Here is a 15,687-nt window from a genome sequence, read left to right as displayed (position 1 = left end):
GCAGCATGTCGACGACACGCCAGCCCGCGCCAGCCGCAGCATGGCGCGGCGGCGTGTCATGCGATGCATTCCTGCCGCGGAATGCGGACTCTCTTTCGAGGCAGGGCTCGTCCCTGCCTCATGCGTTGATCGGGGCGGCCGCGCTGGCCGCTCCATCGAAATAACCCAACGGAATCGACGATGAAGCGTATCGCCGCGCTGATCCTGCTTGCCTCCCTCTCCGCCAATGCATTTGCGTTCGACCCGTTCGTGGTGTCGGACATCCGCATCGACGGCCTCAGCCGGATCTCCGCCGGTACCGTGTACAACTACCTGCCGATCAACAAGGGCGACCAGTTGACCAGCGACGAGGCCCAGCGGGCCATTCGTGCGTTGTACCGGACCAAGTTCTTCAGCGACGTCGAGTTCGACCGCGAGGGCAGCATCCTGGTCATCAAGGTGGTCGAACGGCCATCGATCGCCAAGCTGACCCTGCGCGGCAACAAGGACATCAAGACCGACGACCTGAAGAAGGGCCTGAAGGAAATCGGCCTCACCGAAGGCGAGACCTTCGACCGGCTGGCGCTGGACAACGTGCAGCAGGAACTGATCCGGCAGTACTACAACCGCGGCAAGTACAACGTGTCGGTCGATCCGCACGTGACCCGGCTGGACCGCAACCGCGTCGCCGTGGAGATCGAGATCCGCGAGGGCAAGGCGGCCAAGATCAAGGAACTCAACATCCTCGGCAACCACGCGTTCACCGACAAGCAGATCCGCGACGGCTTCGAATCGGACACCAGCAACTGGATGTCGTGGTATTCGAAGGACGACCAGTATTCGCGCGAGAAACTCTCCGGCGACCTGGAGAAGCTGCAGTCCTACTACATGGATCGCGGCTACGCCGATTTCGGCGTCGACTCCACCCAGGTGGCAATCGCCCCGGACAAGCGTGCGATGTACATCGACGCCAGCATCAAGGAAGGCGAGATCTACAAGGTCGCCGACGTCAAGCTGCTCGGCGAGCTGATCCTGCCGGAGGAGACCATGCGCCAGTTGGTCTTCGTCAAGGAAGGCGAGACCTTCAACCGCGCCGCCGTCGAAGCCAGCAGCAAGGCGATCAAGGCGGTGCTGGCCAACATCGGTTACGCCTACGCCAAGGTCACCCCGATCCCGAAACTGGACAAGGAAAAGCGTACGGTCGACCTGACCCTGTACGTCGAACCCGGCCAGCGCGTGTACGTGCGGCGGGTGGTGTTCCAGGGCAATACGCGCACCGAGGATGGCGTGCTGCGCCGCGAGATGCGCCAGCTCGAGGGTTCCTGGTACTCGCAGGCGGCGATCGACCGCTCCAAGATCCGCCTGCAGAAGCTCGGCTACTTCAAGACCGTCGACGTCGACAAGAAGCTGGTGCCGGGTACCCAGGACAAGGTGGATGTCACGGTCAAGGTCGAGGAACAGTCCGCCGGCAGCATGCAGTTCGGCATCGGCTATTCGCAGTACTCCGGCATCATCCTGAATGCCTCGGTGTCGCAGAACAACCTGTTCGGCAGCGGCGACAGCTTCTCGATCAGCGGCGAGCGCAGCAGCTATTACACCCGCCTCGGCCTCAACTATTACAACCCCTACCTGACCGACAGCGGCATCGGCATCGGCTACAGCGCCTCGTACTCGAAGACCGACTACGGCAACACCGATTTCGCGAACTACGCCACCAGCGCGAAGAGTTTCTCCACTTACCTCGGCATCCCGATCAGCGAGACCGACGGTCTGCGCGTGGGCCTGGGCATCAGCAGCAACAAGGTCAATCTGTTCCCGGGTTACAGCCCGCTGGTGCTGATCGACTACCAGAATGAGATCGGCAACAAGACCATCCACACCTGGACCGGCACGCTGGGCTGGAACCACGACACCCGCAACGGCTACTGGGCACCGACCCGCGGCGGCCTGCTCTCGGCCTCGACCGACGTCGCCCTGCCCGGCTCGACCGTGCAGTACTGGAAGCTCTCCGCCGAGGCGAACCACTACTGGCCGATCGGCAAGGGCTTCGTGCTGTACCTGGATGGCCAGGTCGGCTACGGCAAGACCTATGGCAAGAATGGCATCACCGACGATGCCTACGATGCCCTGGCGGCGGCCAGCAAGGCCGACAACCCCCTCCAGAGCCACGTCATCACCGACATGCGCCAAGACCTTCCGTTCTGGCAGAACTACTACGCCGGCGGCGTGCGTGACGTGCGCGGCTTCCAGGACAACACACTGGGACCGCGGGTCTGCATCGACGGCAGCGCTCCCAACGCTGGCGGCATGTGCAACAACGGCGCCTATTACGCGCAGCCGATCGGCGGCGCGTTCAAGGTGCTCGGCACCGCGCAGGTGTTCCTGCCGCTGCCGTTCCTGAAGGACGTCAACACCGCGCGCGTGTCCTGGTTCATGGACGTCGGCAACGTCTACAAGGATTACAAGAGTTTCGATGCCTCCGAGCTGCGCGCGTCCACCGGCCTGTCGCTGCAGTGGCAGGCACCGATCGGCCCGCTGATCATCAGCCTCGCGATGCCGCTGCGCTCGAAAGACGCGGACCGCCACTACGAGGAGCGCATCCAGTTCACCTTCGGCAGCCAGTTCTGACCTGACCCGAAGATCGGGGACCGAAGAAAGCGCGGCCAGGCCGCGCTTTCTTTTGCCGGCCTGCTTTTGCCGGCTTGGCGCACTGCACGCCGCGGCGCCACCCCCTACAATGGCCGGCAGGTTCCGGAGCAAGCATGAGCGCAATCAACTTCACGGTGGCCGAACTGGCCGAACGGTTCGGCCTCAGCTTCAGCGGCGATGGCGCACGGGTCATCGACGGCGTCGGCACGCTGGCCGGCGCCGGCCCCAGCCAGTTAAGCTTCCTCTCCAACAGCAAGTACACCGCCCAGCTGGCCGCCACCCGTGCCGGCGTGGTGGTGCTGCGCGAGGAAAACCTCGCCGACTGCCCGACGGCGGCGCTGGTCGCGCGGGATCCGTATGTCGCCTACGCACGCATCGCCGCGCTGTTCGAACGGCTACCCGCCGCACCAGCGGGCATCCATCCCAGCGCCGTGGTCGCCGCCGGGGCGCGGGTCAGTGCCAGCGCCAGCATCGGCCCGGGCTGTGTGATCGCGGACGGTGCGGTGATCGGCGACGGCGCCGTGCTCGGCCCGCACTGCATCATCGGCGAGGACTGCACGGTCGGCGCACAGTCGCGGCTGGTGGCGCGGGTCACCCTGGTCACCCGGGTCACGCTCGGCCAGCGCGTGATGGTGCATCCCGGTGCGGTGATCGGCTCGGACGGCTTCGGCCTCGCCTTCGACAAGGATCATTGGATCAAGCTGCCGCAGCTCGGCGGCGTGCGCATCGGCGACGACTGCGAGATCGGCGCCAACACCACGATCGACCGTGGCGCGCTGGACGACACCGTGCTGGAAGAAGACGTGCGGCTGGACAACCAGATCCAGATCGCCCACAACGTGCACGTCGGCGCGCACACCGCGATGGCCGGCTGCGCCGCGGTGGCCGGCACTGCGAAGATCGGCCGCTATTGCATGATCGGCGGCGGCGCCGGCGTGCTCGGCCATCTCGAACTGGCCGACCGGGTTACCATTACCGCCAGGAGCCTGGTCACGCATTCGATCCGCGAGCCCGGCGAATATTCATCCGGCGTGCCGCTGCAGGACAACCGCCAGTGGCGGAAGAACGCGGCGCGCTTCAAGCATCTGGACGAGTACGCGCGCCGATTGTCGGCGCTGGAGAAGGACAGCAACAATGAGTGAAAAAAGCGACTTCATGACACTGCCGATCACCGTGGAGCAGATCCAGGAACTGCTGCCGCACCGCTACCCGTTCCTGCTGGTGGACCGCGTGGTCGAGATCGTGCCCGACGTCAGCGTGGTCGCGCTGAAGAACGTGACCATCAACGAGCCGTTCTTCCAGGGCCACTTTCCCGGCCACCCGGTGATGCCCGGCGTGCTGATCGTCGAGGCGATGGCCCAGGCCGCCGGACTGCTGACCCAGCTGAGCCGTCGCGCCAAGGGCGACAAGGGCAGCCCGCTGTTCTACCTGGTCAAGGTCGACAACGCGCGTTTCAGCGCACCGGTGATTCCCGGCGACCAGTTGCGCTTCGAAGTCAGCCAGAAGCGCCTGGTGCGTGGCATGGGCCTGTTCGTGGCACGCAGCCTGGTCGACGGCAAGGAAGTGGCCAGTTGCGAATTGATGTGCGCCGCGAGGGCCCACAAATGATCCATCCCACTGCGCTGATCGATCCTTCCGCCATCATCGGCGCCAACGTCAGCATCGGCGCGTACAGCGTGATCGGCGCCGAGGTCGAAATCGGCGATGGCACGCAGATCGGTCCGCATGTGGTGATCGAAGGGCCCACGAAGATCGGCCGCGACAATCGCATCACCCAGTTCGCCTCGCTCGGCGGCGCGCCGCAGGACAAGAAATGGCAGGGCGAACGCACCGAGCTGGTGATCGGCGACCGCAACCTGATCCGCGAGTTCGCCACCATCAACCGCGGCACCGGCGATGGCGGCGGCGTCACCCGCATCGGCAACGACAACTGGGTGCTTGCCTACGTGCACGTGGCGCACGACTGCCAGATCGGCAACCACGTGGTGTTCTCCAACTATTCGGCACTGGCCGGCCACGTGGCGATCGGCGACTGGACGATCCTGTCCGGCTATTCCGGCGTGCACCAGTTCTGCAAGGTCGGCGCACACGCGTTCATCGGCATGGGCTGCCTGGTCGGCCACGATGTGCCGCCGTTCGTGATGATGGCGAACGAGCAGCAGGGTCGTCCGCGCGGCATCAACAGCGAGGGCCTGAAGCGCCGCGGCTTCGATGCCTCGCGCATCGCCGCGATCAAGCGCGCCTACCGCACCCTGTACATGGCCGGCCTTTCGCTGCCCGAGGCACGCGAGAAGCTGGTCGAGCAGGCGCGCGAAAGCGACGACGTGCGCGCGATGCTGGAATTCATCGACCACAGCGAGCGCGCGCTCGCCCGATAAGCGTTTCACGCTTATCGGGAAATCAAACACGCGCTCTTGCCCTCATTTCGACGTAAAGCCGGAGGCGTTGACATGCAAACCAGCGAAGCCTCCCCCCTGATCGCCATCCTCGCCGGCGAAGACTCCGGCGACCAGCTCGGTGCCGACCTGATCGCCGCACTGCGGCAACGCTATCCGCAGGCACGCTTCGTCGGCATCGGCGGCGCGCGCATGCAGCGCGAGGGCTTCGACTCCTGGTACGACATCCGCGAGCTGTCGCTGTTCGGCTTCAGCGAAGTGATCCGCCACCTGCCGCGCCTGCTGCGACTGCGCAAGGCGCTGGTCGCGCGCCTGCTGCGGGAGCGACCGGCTGTGGTGATCGGCATCGACGCACCCGACTTCAACCTTGGCGTGGAGCAGCGCCTGAAACAGGCCGGCCTACTGACCGTGCATTACGTCAGCCCGTCGGTGTGGGCCTGGCGCGAGAAGCGCGCGGCGAAAATTGGCCGCAGCGCCAGTCGCGTGCTGTGCCTGTTCCCGATGGAACCGACGATCTACGCGAAGCACGGCATCGACGCCCGCTTCGTCGGCCACCCGCTGGCCGACCGTTTCGCACTGGTGTCCGATCGTGTCGGTGCGCGCGCGATCCTGCAGCTGCCGCAGCAGGCGCCGGTACTGGCCGTGCTGCCTGGCAGCCGGCTGTCCGAAGTCGGCCGGTTGGGCCAGGCCTTCATCGACGCGGCAAACCGCGTGGCCGCCGCCATACCGGGACTGCGCGTGGTGATTCCCGCCGCCAATCCGCAGGTGCGCGCCAGGCTCGGCGAACTGCTGGCCCACGGGCCACAGGACGAAACCGCGCCGCAGTTGCTGGACGGCCACGCGCACGAGGCGATGCTGGCCGCCGACGTGGTGCTGCTGGCCTCCGGCACCGCCACGCTGGAGGCGATGCTGGCCAAGCGGCCGATGGTGGTGGGCTACCGCGTCGCGCCGCTGAGCTATCGCATCGCCCGCGCCCTGAACATGCTGAAGACCGACGTCTACGCGCTGCCGAATATCCTGGCGCGTGCCGCCGGCCTTGGCGACGGCCTGCTGGTGCCCGAACTGATGCAGGACGATTGCACCGCCGAAAACCTGGCCGCCGCCACGCTCGCCCTGTTCAAGGACAGCGAGCGGCGCGGCGCGATCGTCGCCGCGTTCGAGCAACTGCACCAGGCCCTGCGTGGTGGCCTGGAGGGCCATGCGGGGGATCGCGCGGCAGCGGCGATTGCCGAGCTGATCGACGCGAAGCACACCGATGGATAGCCTTTCGGCGAACGCCGCCCCCTCATCCCGACCTTCTCTTCGCGTGGAAGAGGCGGCGAGCGCAAGGAGCATCTTCATTGCCGGCGTCGACGAGGCCGGCCGCGGCCCGCTGGCCGGCCCGCTGGCGGTGGCCGCGGTGATCCTTGATCCGGCCCGCCCGATCGTCGGGCTGAACGACTCCAAGCAGCTCAGCGAAGCGAAACGCGAGGCGCTGTATCCGCTGATCATCGAGCGCGCGCTGGCGTACTGCATCGTGTTGATCGAGCGGGACGAGATCGACCGCCTGAATATCTTCCAGGCCACCATGGCCGGCATGAGCCGCGCCGTGGCCGGTCTCGTGCCGGTCGCCCACGAGGCCCTGATCGACGGCAACCAGTTGCCGAAAGACCTGCCCTGCCCCGGCCGCGCCATCGTCGGCGGCGACGCGCTGGAGCCGGCGATCAGCGCCGCGTCGATCCTGGCCAAGGTCAGCCGCGACCGCGTGATGGTCACGCTGGACGGCGTGCATCCCGGCTACGGCTTTGCCGCACACAAGGGTTACGCGACCCCGGCGCACCTGGCCGCGCTGCAGCAGCTCGGACCGTGCGCGCAACACCGCCGCAGCTTCGCACCGGTACGCCTGCTGCTGGACCAGGCGCAATTGTTCTGACCCATCGGCGCGGAGTTTCCGCGCTCAAACAGCTTGGTCGCGGGTCCGATGAGATTGATCCGCATAGCCCATTCGTCTATGCAACTTTTCCTCGCGCAGGCGCATCATTCACTACAGGAAACGCGATCAGCAGGGACGCGCCAGCAACGCCGGCCTGTCCACGACCAGACTCGCCGGGCACTGTCACAAGCGCACTCACCGCCCGCAGGAGTCGTGCCATGATGTTTCCCGCCAACCGCCCCATCGCACCGCCCATGTCGACTGCCGCCTTCATGCCGCCGGCAGACGACGCGTGCGACGCCGTCAACGACACCGTGACGCCGCCGCATGCCGACTACAACCTCCGTCCACTGGTGGTGGACAGCCTCGACCACTACATCATCCGCCTCGATGAATTCGAACGCTTTCACGTAGTCTGATGGCGGCTGGCCGCCTCACGGATGAAACCGCCACGCAGCAGCGGTAGCGGCCTGTGCCGCCATCAACGCGGCGCGCCCGACGCGGGTCGGGCGCGGAAGTCGATACGACGGTCACAAGCGCACTCAGGCCCGCAGGAGTCGCGCCATGATGCCCTCACGGAACCGCCCGCCCGTACCGCCCATCAGACCATCCCGCCATGCCGAAACCGGTCATCTTCATGCGGCCGGTATCGACGAGATCCTCCCCTCGCCTGTCGACTACAACCTGCACCCGCTGCTGGCGCGCGGGCTTGATCACTACGTAACCGTCGACGACAAGGAAGAGCGCTTCTACGTCCACTGACCCACCAGCCAGGCCCGCGGCATGCGCTGACCGCCTCCCCTTTCTCCGCTCCAGGCATGTTGCTACGCTGCCGCCATCAATCGGGGGATGGATGACATGCGCAGGATCGGCATCGCACTGCTGGGCGTCATGCTCTGCTTCGCCGCCAGGGCCGGAGTGACGCCCGGCGAAGCGCCGCCGGACGCCTTGGGTACGACCCAGCGCGGGCAGGTGGTGACCGTCTCGTCCCTGCACGGCAAGGTCGTGGTAATCAGCTTCTGGGCCACCTGGTGCGGCTACTGCATGAAGGAACTGCCAGTACTGGCGAATCTGCAGTCGCTGGCCACCGAGCGCGGCCTGCCCCTGCAGGTTGTCGCCATCAACCATCGCGAGGACCGCGACATCTTCGTGCGCGCTTCCCGCGCACTGAGAAAGGACCTTCCGGGGCTGCTGCTCACCTGGGATCGAGACGGCACCCTCGGCAAGCCTTACGGCGTGGAGGGCATTCCGGTGATGGTCATGCTGCACCGGGATGGCACCGTGGCACATATCCATGTCGGTTACGGCGAGGACATGCTGGACAGCCTGGTGGCCGAGATCAACGCCCTGCTCGCCGAACCGCCATCCGCTCCGGCAGCGGTCGCGGCAAACTGACGCGATAGGGATCCGGGGCGCCGCCGCGCTTCGCGCAAACCGCGCGGAAGTCAATCTTGCCGCTGGGCACAGCGCCGGTTAGCCTGCGTGGACTCACCGCGTAAACCTGCATGACCGTCCGCTATACCCACCTGCACCTGCACAGCGAATATTCGCTGGTCGATTCGACCATCCGCATCAAGGCGCTGGTCGCCGCCTGCGTGCGCGACGGTATCCCGGCGGTGGCGCTGACCGACGAATGCAACATGTTCGCGCTGGTGAAGTTCTACAAAGCCTGCAGTGCCGCCGGCATCAAGCCGATCGGCGGCTGCGACCTGTGGATCTCCGCGCCGGACGACCCGCGCCCGTGGCGACTCACCCTGCTGTGCCAGGACCGTGACGGCTACCTCAACCTGTCGCGACTGGTGTCGCGTGCCTGGCAGGAAGGCCAGCACGGCGGCCGCGCGCTGGTCGAAGCCGGCTGGCTGAGCGCCGACGCCAGCAGCGGACTGATCGCCCTGCTCGGCCGCGACAGCGAGGTCGGCCGCATCGCGTTGAACCAGGGTGTCGCAGCTGCGCTGGCGAAGCTGCGCCCGCTGGCGCGGCTGTTCCCCGAGCGGCTGTACCTGGAACTGACCCGCTGCGGCCGCGACGGCGAGGAAAACTGGAACACCACCGCGCTGGCGCTGGCCGCCGAACTCGGCCTGCCGGTGGTGGCCAGCAACGACGTGCGCTTCCTCAAGCAGGACGACTTCGGCGCGCACGAGGCGCGCGTGTGCATCAACCAGGGCCGCGTACTGGCCGATCCGAAACGCCCGCGCGAGTACAGCGACCAGCAATACCTGAAGACGCCGGAGGAAATGGCCGCGCTGTTCGCGGACCTGCCCGAGGCGCTGGAAAACACCGTCGAGCTGGCGAAACGCTGCACCCTGGAACTCAAGTTCGGCACCTACTATCTGCCCGACTTCCCGGTGCCCGAAGGCCACGATCTCGACAGCCACATCCGCGAGCTGGCGCGGCAGGGCCTGCGCGAGCGACTGGTCAGTGCCCCGCTGGCCGCAGGCCACACCCTGGACGACTACCAGGCACGGCTGGAACGCGAGCTGGATGTCATCGTCAAGATGGGCTTTCCCGGCTACTTCCTGATCGTGGCGGACTTCATCAACTGGGGCAAACAGAACGGCATTCCGGTTGGTCCCGGCCGCGGTTCCGGCGCCGGCTCGCTGGTCGCCTGGGCGCTGAAGATCACCGACCTGGACCCGCTGCAGTTCAACCTGCTGTTCGAGCGCTTCCTCAATCCCGAACGCGTGTCGATGCCCGACTTCGACATCGACTTCTGCATGGACCGCCGCGACGAGGTGATCGACTACGTCGCGCGCAAGTACGGCCGCGACCGCGTCAGCCAGATCATTACCTACGGCTCGATGGCGGCCAAGGCGGTGCTGCGCGACTCCGGCCGCGTGCTGAGCATGCCGTACGGCCAGGTCGACCGGCTGGCCAAGATGGTGCCGCCGCGTCCGCTCGACCTCACGTTGTCCGATGCACTCGGCCGCTCGGAAAAGTCGAAGAAGGAAACCGATCGCGTCGTCAAGGAATTCTGCGAAGCCTACGAGCAGGACGAGGACGCCCACGCGCTGATCGACCTGGCGCTGAAGCTCGAAAACCTCACCCGCAACGCCGGCAAGCACGCCGGCGGCGTGGTGATCGCACCGACGCCATTGACCGACTTCGCCCCGCTGTACTGCGAAGCCGGCGGCGGCGGCGTGGTGACCCAGTACGACAAGGACGACGTGGAAGCGGTCGGCCTGGTCAAGTTCGACTTCCTCGGCCTGCGCACGCTGACCATCATCGACTGGGCGGTGAAGGCGATCAACGCGCGCCGCGCGAAAACCGGCGAAGCGCCGCTGGACATTTCGGCGCTGCCGCTGGACGACCCGGCATCGTACGATCTGCTGAAGAAGGCGCAGACCGTCGCGGTGTTCCAGCTCGAATCCTCCGGCATGCAGCGCATGCTGAAGGACGCGAAGCCCGATCGCTTCGAGGACATCATCGCACTGGTTGCGCTGTACCGCCCTGGCCCGATGGACCTGATCCCCAGCTTCATCGCGCGCAAGCACGGCCGCGAGGACGTGGAGTATCCGGACCCGCGCGTCGAGCCGATCCTGAAAGAGACCTACGGCATCATGGTCTACCAGGAACAGGTGATGCAGATGGCGCAGATCGTGGGCGGCTACTCGCTCGGCGGCGCCGACCTGCTGCGCCGCGCGATGGGCAAGAAAGACGCCGAGAAGATGGCCAAGGAGCGCGCCAAGTTCCGCGAGGGCGCGGCGAAGGACGGCCTCAGCGGCGACAAGGCCGACACCATCTTCGACCTGATGGAGAAGTTCGCCGGCTACGGCTTCAACAAGTCGCACGCCGCCGCCTATGCGCTGGTGAGCTACCAGACCGCCTGGCTGAAGACGCACTATCCGGCCGAGTTCATGGCCGCCACGATCTCCTCGGACATGGACAACACCGACAAGGTGGTGACCTTCCTCGACGAGTCGCGTGCGATCGGCATCACCGTGCAACCGCCGGACGTCAACGCGTCCGACTACATGTTCGTGGCGATCGAACCCAGGACGATCCAGTACGGGCTCGGCGCGATCAAGGGTGTCGGCCAGGGCGCGTGCGAGGCGATCGTGTCCGAACGCGCGCACGGCGCCTATACCGACCTGGCCGGCTTCTGCCGCCGCGTCGATCCCGGCCGGCTCAACCGCCGCGTGCTGGAAGCGCTGATCCTGTCCGGTGCGCTGGATGCGCTGGCCGCGAACCGCGCCAGCCTGATGCAGCAACTGCCCGACGCGATCAAGGCGGCCGAGCAACACCTGCGCGACAAACAGTCCGGCCAGAACGACATGTTCGGCGCCGCCCAGCCGCATGCCGGTGTGGGCAGCACCACGCCGGTGCTGAAGATCGAGCTGCCGACCGTGCCGGAATGGCCGCTGGAGCGGAAGCTGCAGGGCGAGCGCGACACGCTTGGCCACTACCTGTCCGGCCACCCCACCGACCCGTGGAAGGACGAGCTGGCGCAGCTGTCGACCTGCCCGCTCGGCGAGATCGTCGATCGCTACCAGCCGCCGAAGCCGCGCCGGAACGACAACGACGACGGCAACCGCTTCCGCCGCGGCCCCGACACGCCGTGGACCGTGGCCGGCATGGTCACCACCGTACGCAAGCGCGGCGACAGCGACGCCTTCGTGCGGCTCGAAGACGGCAGCGGCATCATCGAGGTGAGCTTCTTCGGCGAGCTGTACCAGCAGATGGCGCCGCTGCTCACCCGCGACGAGATGCTGGTCGTCGACGGCGGCCTGCGCATCGACGAATTTTCCGGCGGTGGTTTTCAGCTGCGTGCGCGCAGCGCGATGTCACTGGCCGACGCCTGCCGCAAGCATGCACGCCTGCTGCAGCTGAAATTGAACGGCATCGGCCCGCATTTCATCGAACAGTTGCAGCAAGCCCTGGCCGGCTACCGCGGCGGCCGCACCAGCGTGACGCTGCATGGGTACCGCAACCACCACGCGCAGGCCGATCTCGAACTCGGCGAAGCCTGGCGCGTGGAAGCCATCCCCGAACTGCTGCGCGCCGTGCGCGCCCTGCCCGGCGTGCAGGCTGCGCGCCTGCGCATCGTCAAGCAGCAGGATTGACCGGCCGCGAGCGGGCTCCTACCGTTTGCTGCCCCGCTCCAGCATCGCCTTCAGGTCGGCGAACGGATTGCCCGTCGCCGGCGGTGCATCTTCCACGGCCAGCACGCCGCCGCGCACGTGGTCGATATGCCGCGAGTGCTCGTTGTCGTGGCAGTACACGCACAGCAGCTCCCAGTTGCTGCCGTCCGGCGGGTTGCAGTCGTGGTCGTGATTGCGATGGTGCACGGTCAGTTCCTGCAGGTTCGCGCGGGTGAATTCGCGCGCGCAGCGGCCACACACCCACGGATACATCTTCAGCGCGCGCTCGCGATAGCCCAGCTCGCGCTGCTCGGCGTTGCGCCGCGCCTCGGCCACGATGCGGTCGAGCTTGGCGTTGTCGATGACGGGTTTGCTGGGCATGGTACGGATCCGGCGGATGCAGTGGCTCGATGGAGCGGAAGATAGCGCAATCGCCGAACCCGCGGCAGGCTTGTGTCGACCCCGTCACAGCCATACGGCGGCGTTCTCGCGTTTTCCTGCGGGACGGTATACTGAGCCGCTTCTGTACCAAGAATTGCCGCGAATGAACCCCAACTTCCTCGATTTCGAACAACCCATCGCCGAACTGGACGCGAAGATCGAAGAGCTTCGCCACGCCAGCGACGGCCAGGCGTTCAACATCGAGGACGAAGTCGGCCGCCTGCGCGAGAAGCTGAAGCTCAAGACGAATGAGATCTTCCGCAACCTCAACTCGTGGCAGACCACCCAGCTGTCGCGCCACCCGGCGCGCCCCTACACGCTCGACTACATCGGCGTGATCTGCGAGGAATTCCACGAGCTGGCCGGCGACCGCATGTACGCCGAAGACGCAGCCATCGTCGGCGGCCTCGGCCGCATCGACGGCCGGCCGGTGATGATCATCGGCCACCAGAAGGGCCGCGACACCAAGACCAAGGTGCGCCGCAACTTCGGGATGCCGCGCCCCGAGGGCTACCGCAAGGCGCTGCGCCTGATGAAGATGGCCGAGCGCTTCGGCCTGCCCCTGCTGACCCTCATCGACACCCCCGGTGCCTACCCCGGCGTCGGTGCCGAGGAGCGCGGCCAGAGCGAGGCGATCGCGCGCAACCTGCTGGAGATGGCCGAGCTGAAGGTGCCGATCATCTGCACCGTGATCGGCGAAGGCGGCTCCGGCGGCGCGCTGGCGATCGGCGTGGGCGATCGCACGTTGATGCTGCAGTACTCCACTTACTCGGTGATCTCGCCGGAAGGCTGCGCCTCGATCCTGTGGAAGAGCCCGGACAAGGTGAAGGACGCCGCCGAGGCGCTGGGTATGACCGCGCCGCGCCTGCTCGAACTGGGCCTGATCGACAAGGTCGTACGCGAGCCGCTGGGCGGCGCCCACCGCAACCCACGTTCGATGGCGATCCGTCTGAAAGCGGTGCTGTTGAGGCAGCTCGACGAGCTCGCGGCGATGCCGGTCACCGACCTGCTCGCACAGCGCTACAAGCGCCTGCGCAGCTACGGCGCGTACCAGGAATAAGCGCCCCGCCGCGGATCGCGCGGCGCCCATCACGCACTTGGCGCTACCATCGGCATCACCTTCATGCTGCCGGGACCCGTCATGGCCCACGACAAACTTGCGGTACTGATCGACGCCGACAACGCCCGCCCGGCCATCGTCGAAGGCCTGCTCGCCGAGATCGCCAAGTACGGCACCGCGCACGTCAAGCGCATCTACGGCGACTGGACCAAGCCCGATCTCAACGGCTGGAAGGAAGTGCTGCTGCGCCACTCGATCCAGCCGATCCAGCAGTTCCGCTACACCGTCGGCAAGAACGCTACCGACTCGGCGATGATCATCGACGCGATGGACCTGCTCTACGCCGAGCGCTTCGACGGCTTCTGCATCGTCTCCAGCGACAGCGACTTCACCCGGCTCGCCTCGCGCATCCGCGAATCCGGGCTGACCGTCTACGGCTTCGGCGAGAAGAAGACGCCCGAGCCGTTCCGTACCGCCTGCGACAAGTTCATCTATACCGAGGTGCTGGCCGGCGCATCGGCCAGCATCGCCGAAACCGAAGCCGCACCCAAACAGCGTTCGGCGAAGGAACTGCGCGGCGATTCGCACCTGATGAACCTGCTGCGCAACGCGATCGAGGCCGCTTCCGACGACACCGGCTGGGCCAGCCTGGGCACCATCGGAAACATCATCAACAAGCAGTCGCCCGACTTCGACTCACGCAACTACGGCTACGCCAAACTCAGCGGCCTGATCAAGGGCATCGGCCTGTTCGACACCGAGGAGCGCCAGATCGGCAACGGCAAGCACATCTACGTGCGATCCCGCGACAGCAAGAAGTGAGCAACCCGCTGCACCAGCATCTGCACGCCGCGTTGGCGTCCATGCCACCGGCGGCACTGTGCGTCGCCTTCAGCGGCGGCCCGGATTCCAGCGCCTTGCTGCATGCGCTGGCGCAGCTGCCCGAAGCCCGCGCACGAGGCCTGCGCGCGTTGCACGTCGATCACGGCCTGCACCCGGACAGTGCGGCCTGGGCCGCGCACTGCGAACGCTTCTGCGCCGCACTGGGCGTGCCGTGTGAAGTGTTGCGCGTGCAGGTCGACGCCGGCACCGGCAAGGGCGTGGAAGCCGCCGCCCGCGATGCGCGCTATGCCGCACTGGCTACGCCATTGCGCGACGGCGAATACCTGCTGCTCGGCCACCATCGCGATGACCAGGCCGAGACCGTGCTGCTGAAACTGCTGCGCGGTGCCGGGCCGGAAGGGCTGGGCGGCATGCACGCATTGCGCCCGTTCGGCCGCGGCCAGTTGTGGCGGCCGTTGCTGGCGCTGTCACGGCAGCAACTGCGCGATTACGTCGAGGCACAGCGGCTGGATTGCATCGACGATCCGTCCAACCGCGACACCCGCCTGGCGCGCAACCAGCTGCGCCACGAAATCCTGCCGCGACTGGCGCAGCACTGGCCGCAGGCGGTGGCTTCGATCCTGCACAGCGCCGCCCTGTGCCGCGCCGCCGCGGATGCACTGCAGACGCAATGGCTGGCCGCGTTCGAGGCATTGCACGACCCCGCCAGCGGCAGCCTGGACACCCGCGGCTGGCTGGCGCTGGCCCCGGCGCTGCGCGAGCCGCTGCTTGATCACTGGTTGCACGCACGCGGCCTGCCCGCCCCCACCAGCGCGCAGCGGCGGCAGATCGAACGCCAGTGCGGCGCACGTCCGGGCCAGCTGCCGTGCATCCGCTGGGCCGGCACCGAACTGCACATCTGGAAAGCTCGACTGTGGGCCTTGCCACCCGAGCGCGTCGTCGATGCCGACTGGCAGGTGCCCTGGCACGGCGAGCCGCTGACGCTACCCGATGGCGGCGAACTGCTGCTGACCGTCACAGGCACCCGCCTCGCCGAGCCGCTGCGCGTGCGCCTGCGTCGCGGTGGCGAACGCATCAAGCCGGATGGCGACGCGCATACCCGTGAGCTGCGCGACCTGTTCCAGCAATCACAGTTGCCGCCCTGGCAGCGCAACGCCTGCCCGCTGCTGTATGCCGGCGACGAACTGGTCGCGGTCGCCGACCGCTGGATCAGCGCTCGCGGCACCGCGATTTTCCGCCAGGCCGGTGCGCCGCCGCGCTGGCATCCGGGACGCTGATCCAGGTCACGCCTGGGGCTTTCCGCCGCCCGCGCAGATTGATTCCGGACGC

Annotated in this window: 14 protein-coding genes; 13 read left to right on the top strand and 1 reads right to left on the bottom strand. The window is 67.0% G+C overall.

Annotation, left to right across the window (positions count from 1 at the left end; translation table 11 throughout):
* Positions 1-180 precede the first annotated feature (180 nt).
* The 10 genes from bamA to dnaE all read left to right on the top strand — a co-directional run bounded on the left by bamA (position 181) and on the right by dnaE (position 11,996).
* Positions 181-2,607, top strand: coding sequence for an outer membrane protein assembly factor BamA (gene bamA / locus ABD024_RS04965; RefSeq protein WP_343850267.1), 2,427 nt, complete (start codon positions 181-183; stop codon positions 2,605-2,607).
* 134 nt (positions 2,608-2,741) lie between these two features.
* Positions 2,742-3,770 (top strand): UDP-3-O-(3-hydroxymyristoyl)glucosamine N-acyltransferase, encoded by a 1,029-nt coding sequence (gene lpxD / locus ABD024_RS04960; protein ID WP_343850265.1) that lies wholly within the window; start codon positions 2,742-2,744, stop codon positions 3,768-3,770.
* Positions 3,763-4,236, top strand: a complete 474-nt coding sequence (gene fabZ, locus ABD024_RS04955; protein WP_343850263.1) for a 3-hydroxyacyl-ACP dehydratase FabZ — start codon at positions 3,763-3,765, stop codon at positions 4,234-4,236. Before lpxD ends, fabZ begins: the two co-directional genes overlap by 8 nt.
* On the top strand, positions 4,233-5,006 hold the full coding sequence (lpxA, locus tag ABD024_RS04950) for an acyl-ACP--UDP-N-acetylglucosamine O-acyltransferase (RefSeq protein WP_343850261.1): 774 nt from the start codon (positions 4,233-4,235) through the stop codon (positions 5,004-5,006). The genes fabZ and lpxA overlap by 4 nt, the downstream gene beginning before the upstream one ends.
* 72 nt (positions 5,007-5,078) lie before the next feature.
* A complete protein-coding gene (gene lpxB, locus ABD024_RS04945; protein ID WP_343850259.1) occupies positions 5,079-6,287 on the top strand; it encodes a lipid-A-disaccharide synthase in 1,209 nt (402 codons plus the stop codon).
* A complete protein-coding gene (gene rnhB, locus ABD024_RS04940) occupies positions 6,280-6,936 on the top strand; it encodes a ribonuclease HII (protein ID WP_343850257.1) in 657 nt (218 codons plus the stop codon). Before lpxB ends, rnhB begins: the two co-directional genes overlap by 8 nt.
* A 218-nt stretch (positions 6,937-7,154) precedes the next feature.
* Positions 7,155-7,355, top strand: a complete 201-nt coding sequence (locus ABD024_RS04935; RefSeq protein WP_343850255.1) for a hypothetical protein — start codon at positions 7,155-7,157, stop codon at positions 7,353-7,355.
* A gap of 145 nt (positions 7,356-7,500) precedes the next feature.
* Positions 7,501-7,698 (top strand): hypothetical protein, encoded by a 198-nt coding sequence (locus ABD024_RS04930; protein ID WP_343850253.1) that lies wholly within the window; start codon positions 7,501-7,503, stop codon positions 7,696-7,698.
* A gap of 96 nt (positions 7,699-7,794) precedes the next feature.
* Positions 7,795-8,331, top strand: coding sequence for a TlpA family protein disulfide reductase (locus ABD024_RS04925; protein ID WP_343850251.1), 537 nt, complete (start codon positions 7,795-7,797; stop codon positions 8,329-8,331).
* Positions 8,332-8,441: 110 nt separating this feature from the next.
* On the top strand, positions 8,442-11,996 hold the full coding sequence (gene dnaE, locus ABD024_RS04920) for a DNA polymerase III subunit alpha (RefSeq protein ID WP_343850249.1): 3,555 nt from the start codon (positions 8,442-8,444) through the stop codon (positions 11,994-11,996).
* Between the two features lie 18 nt (positions 11,997-12,014).
* Here dnaE and ABD024_RS04915 read toward each other — a convergent pair whose 3' ends face one another.
* Positions 12,015-12,395: a YajD family HNH nuclease gene (locus ABD024_RS04915; protein WP_343850247.1), complete on the bottom strand. Its 381-nt coding sequence runs from the start codon at positions 12,393-12,395 to the stop codon at positions 12,015-12,017.
* Between the two features lie 163 nt (positions 12,396-12,558).
* Here ABD024_RS04915 and ABD024_RS04910 point away from each other — a divergent pair, with 163 nt between their 5' ends.
* From ABD024_RS04910 to tilS, 3 genes are all read left to right on the top strand, one after another.
* Positions 12,559-13,515 carry an acetyl-CoA carboxylase carboxyltransferase subunit alpha gene (locus ABD024_RS04910; protein WP_343850245.1) on the top strand — a complete coding sequence of 319 codons (957 nt, stop codon included), beginning with the start codon at positions 12,559-12,561 and terminating at the stop codon, positions 13,513-13,515.
* Positions 13,516-13,596: 81 nt separating this feature from the next.
* Positions 13,597-14,337: an NYN domain-containing protein gene (locus ABD024_RS04905; protein WP_343850242.1), complete on the top strand. Its 741-nt coding sequence runs from the start codon at positions 13,597-13,599 to the stop codon at positions 14,335-14,337.
* Positions 14,334-15,635 carry a tRNA lysidine(34) synthetase TilS gene (tilS, locus tag ABD024_RS04900; RefSeq protein WP_343850240.1) on the top strand — a complete coding sequence of 434 codons (1,302 nt, stop codon included), beginning with the start codon at positions 14,334-14,336 and terminating at the stop codon, positions 15,633-15,635. The genes ABD024_RS04905 and tilS overlap by 4 nt, the downstream gene beginning before the upstream one ends.
* The last annotated feature ends 52 nt before the right edge of the window (positions 15,636-15,687 follow it).

It is taken from the genome of Rhodanobacter soli (genome assembly GCF_039523495.1).
In the GTDB taxonomy this organism is placed as follows: Bacteria; Pseudomonadota; Gammaproteobacteria; order Xanthomonadales; family Rhodanobacteraceae; genus Rhodanobacter; species Rhodanobacter soli.
The sequence above is the reverse complement of the archived record's forward strand: the minus strand, read 5'-3'. Positions and strand labels throughout refer to the sequence as shown.

Coding starts and splice junctions, on each gene's coding strand:
- bamA (WP_343850267.1), top strand. CDS start 181: ATGAAGCGTATCGCCGCGCTGATCCTGCTTGCCTCCCTCTCCGCCAAT.
- lpxD (WP_343850265.1), top strand. CDS start 2,742: ATGAGCGCAATCAACTTCACGGTGGCCGAACTGGCCGAACGGTTCGGC.
- fabZ (WP_343850263.1), top strand. CDS start 3,763: ATGAGTGAAAAAAGCGACTTCATGACACTGCCGATCACCGTGGAGCAG.
- lpxA (WP_343850261.1), top strand. CDS start 4,233: ATGATCCATCCCACTGCGCTGATCGATCCTTCCGCCATCATCGGCGCC.
- lpxB (WP_343850259.1), top strand. CDS start 5,079: ATGCAAACCAGCGAAGCCTCCCCCCTGATCGCCATCCTCGCCGGCGAA.
- rnhB (WP_343850257.1), top strand. CDS start 6,280: ATGGATAGCCTTTCGGCGAACGCCGCCCCCTCATCCCGACCTTCTCTT.
- ABD024_RS04935 (WP_343850255.1), top strand. CDS start 7,155: ATGATGTTTCCCGCCAACCGCCCCATCGCACCGCCCATGTCGACTGCC.
- ABD024_RS04930 (WP_343850253.1), top strand. CDS start 7,501: ATGATGCCCTCACGGAACCGCCCGCCCGTACCGCCCATCAGACCATCC.
- ABD024_RS04925 (WP_343850251.1), top strand. CDS start 7,795: ATGCGCAGGATCGGCATCGCACTGCTGGGCGTCATGCTCTGCTTCGCC.
- dnaE (WP_343850249.1), top strand. CDS start 8,442: ATGACCGTCCGCTATACCCACCTGCACCTGCACAGCGAATATTCGCTG.
- ABD024_RS04915 (WP_343850247.1), bottom strand. CDS start 12,395: ATGCCCAGCAAACCCGTCATCGACAACGCCAAGCTCGACCGCATCGTG.
- ABD024_RS04910 (WP_343850245.1), top strand. CDS start 12,559: ATGAACCCCAACTTCCTCGATTTCGAACAACCCATCGCCGAACTGGAC.
- ABD024_RS04905 (WP_343850242.1), top strand. CDS start 13,597: ATGGCCCACGACAAACTTGCGGTACTGATCGACGCCGACAACGCCCGC.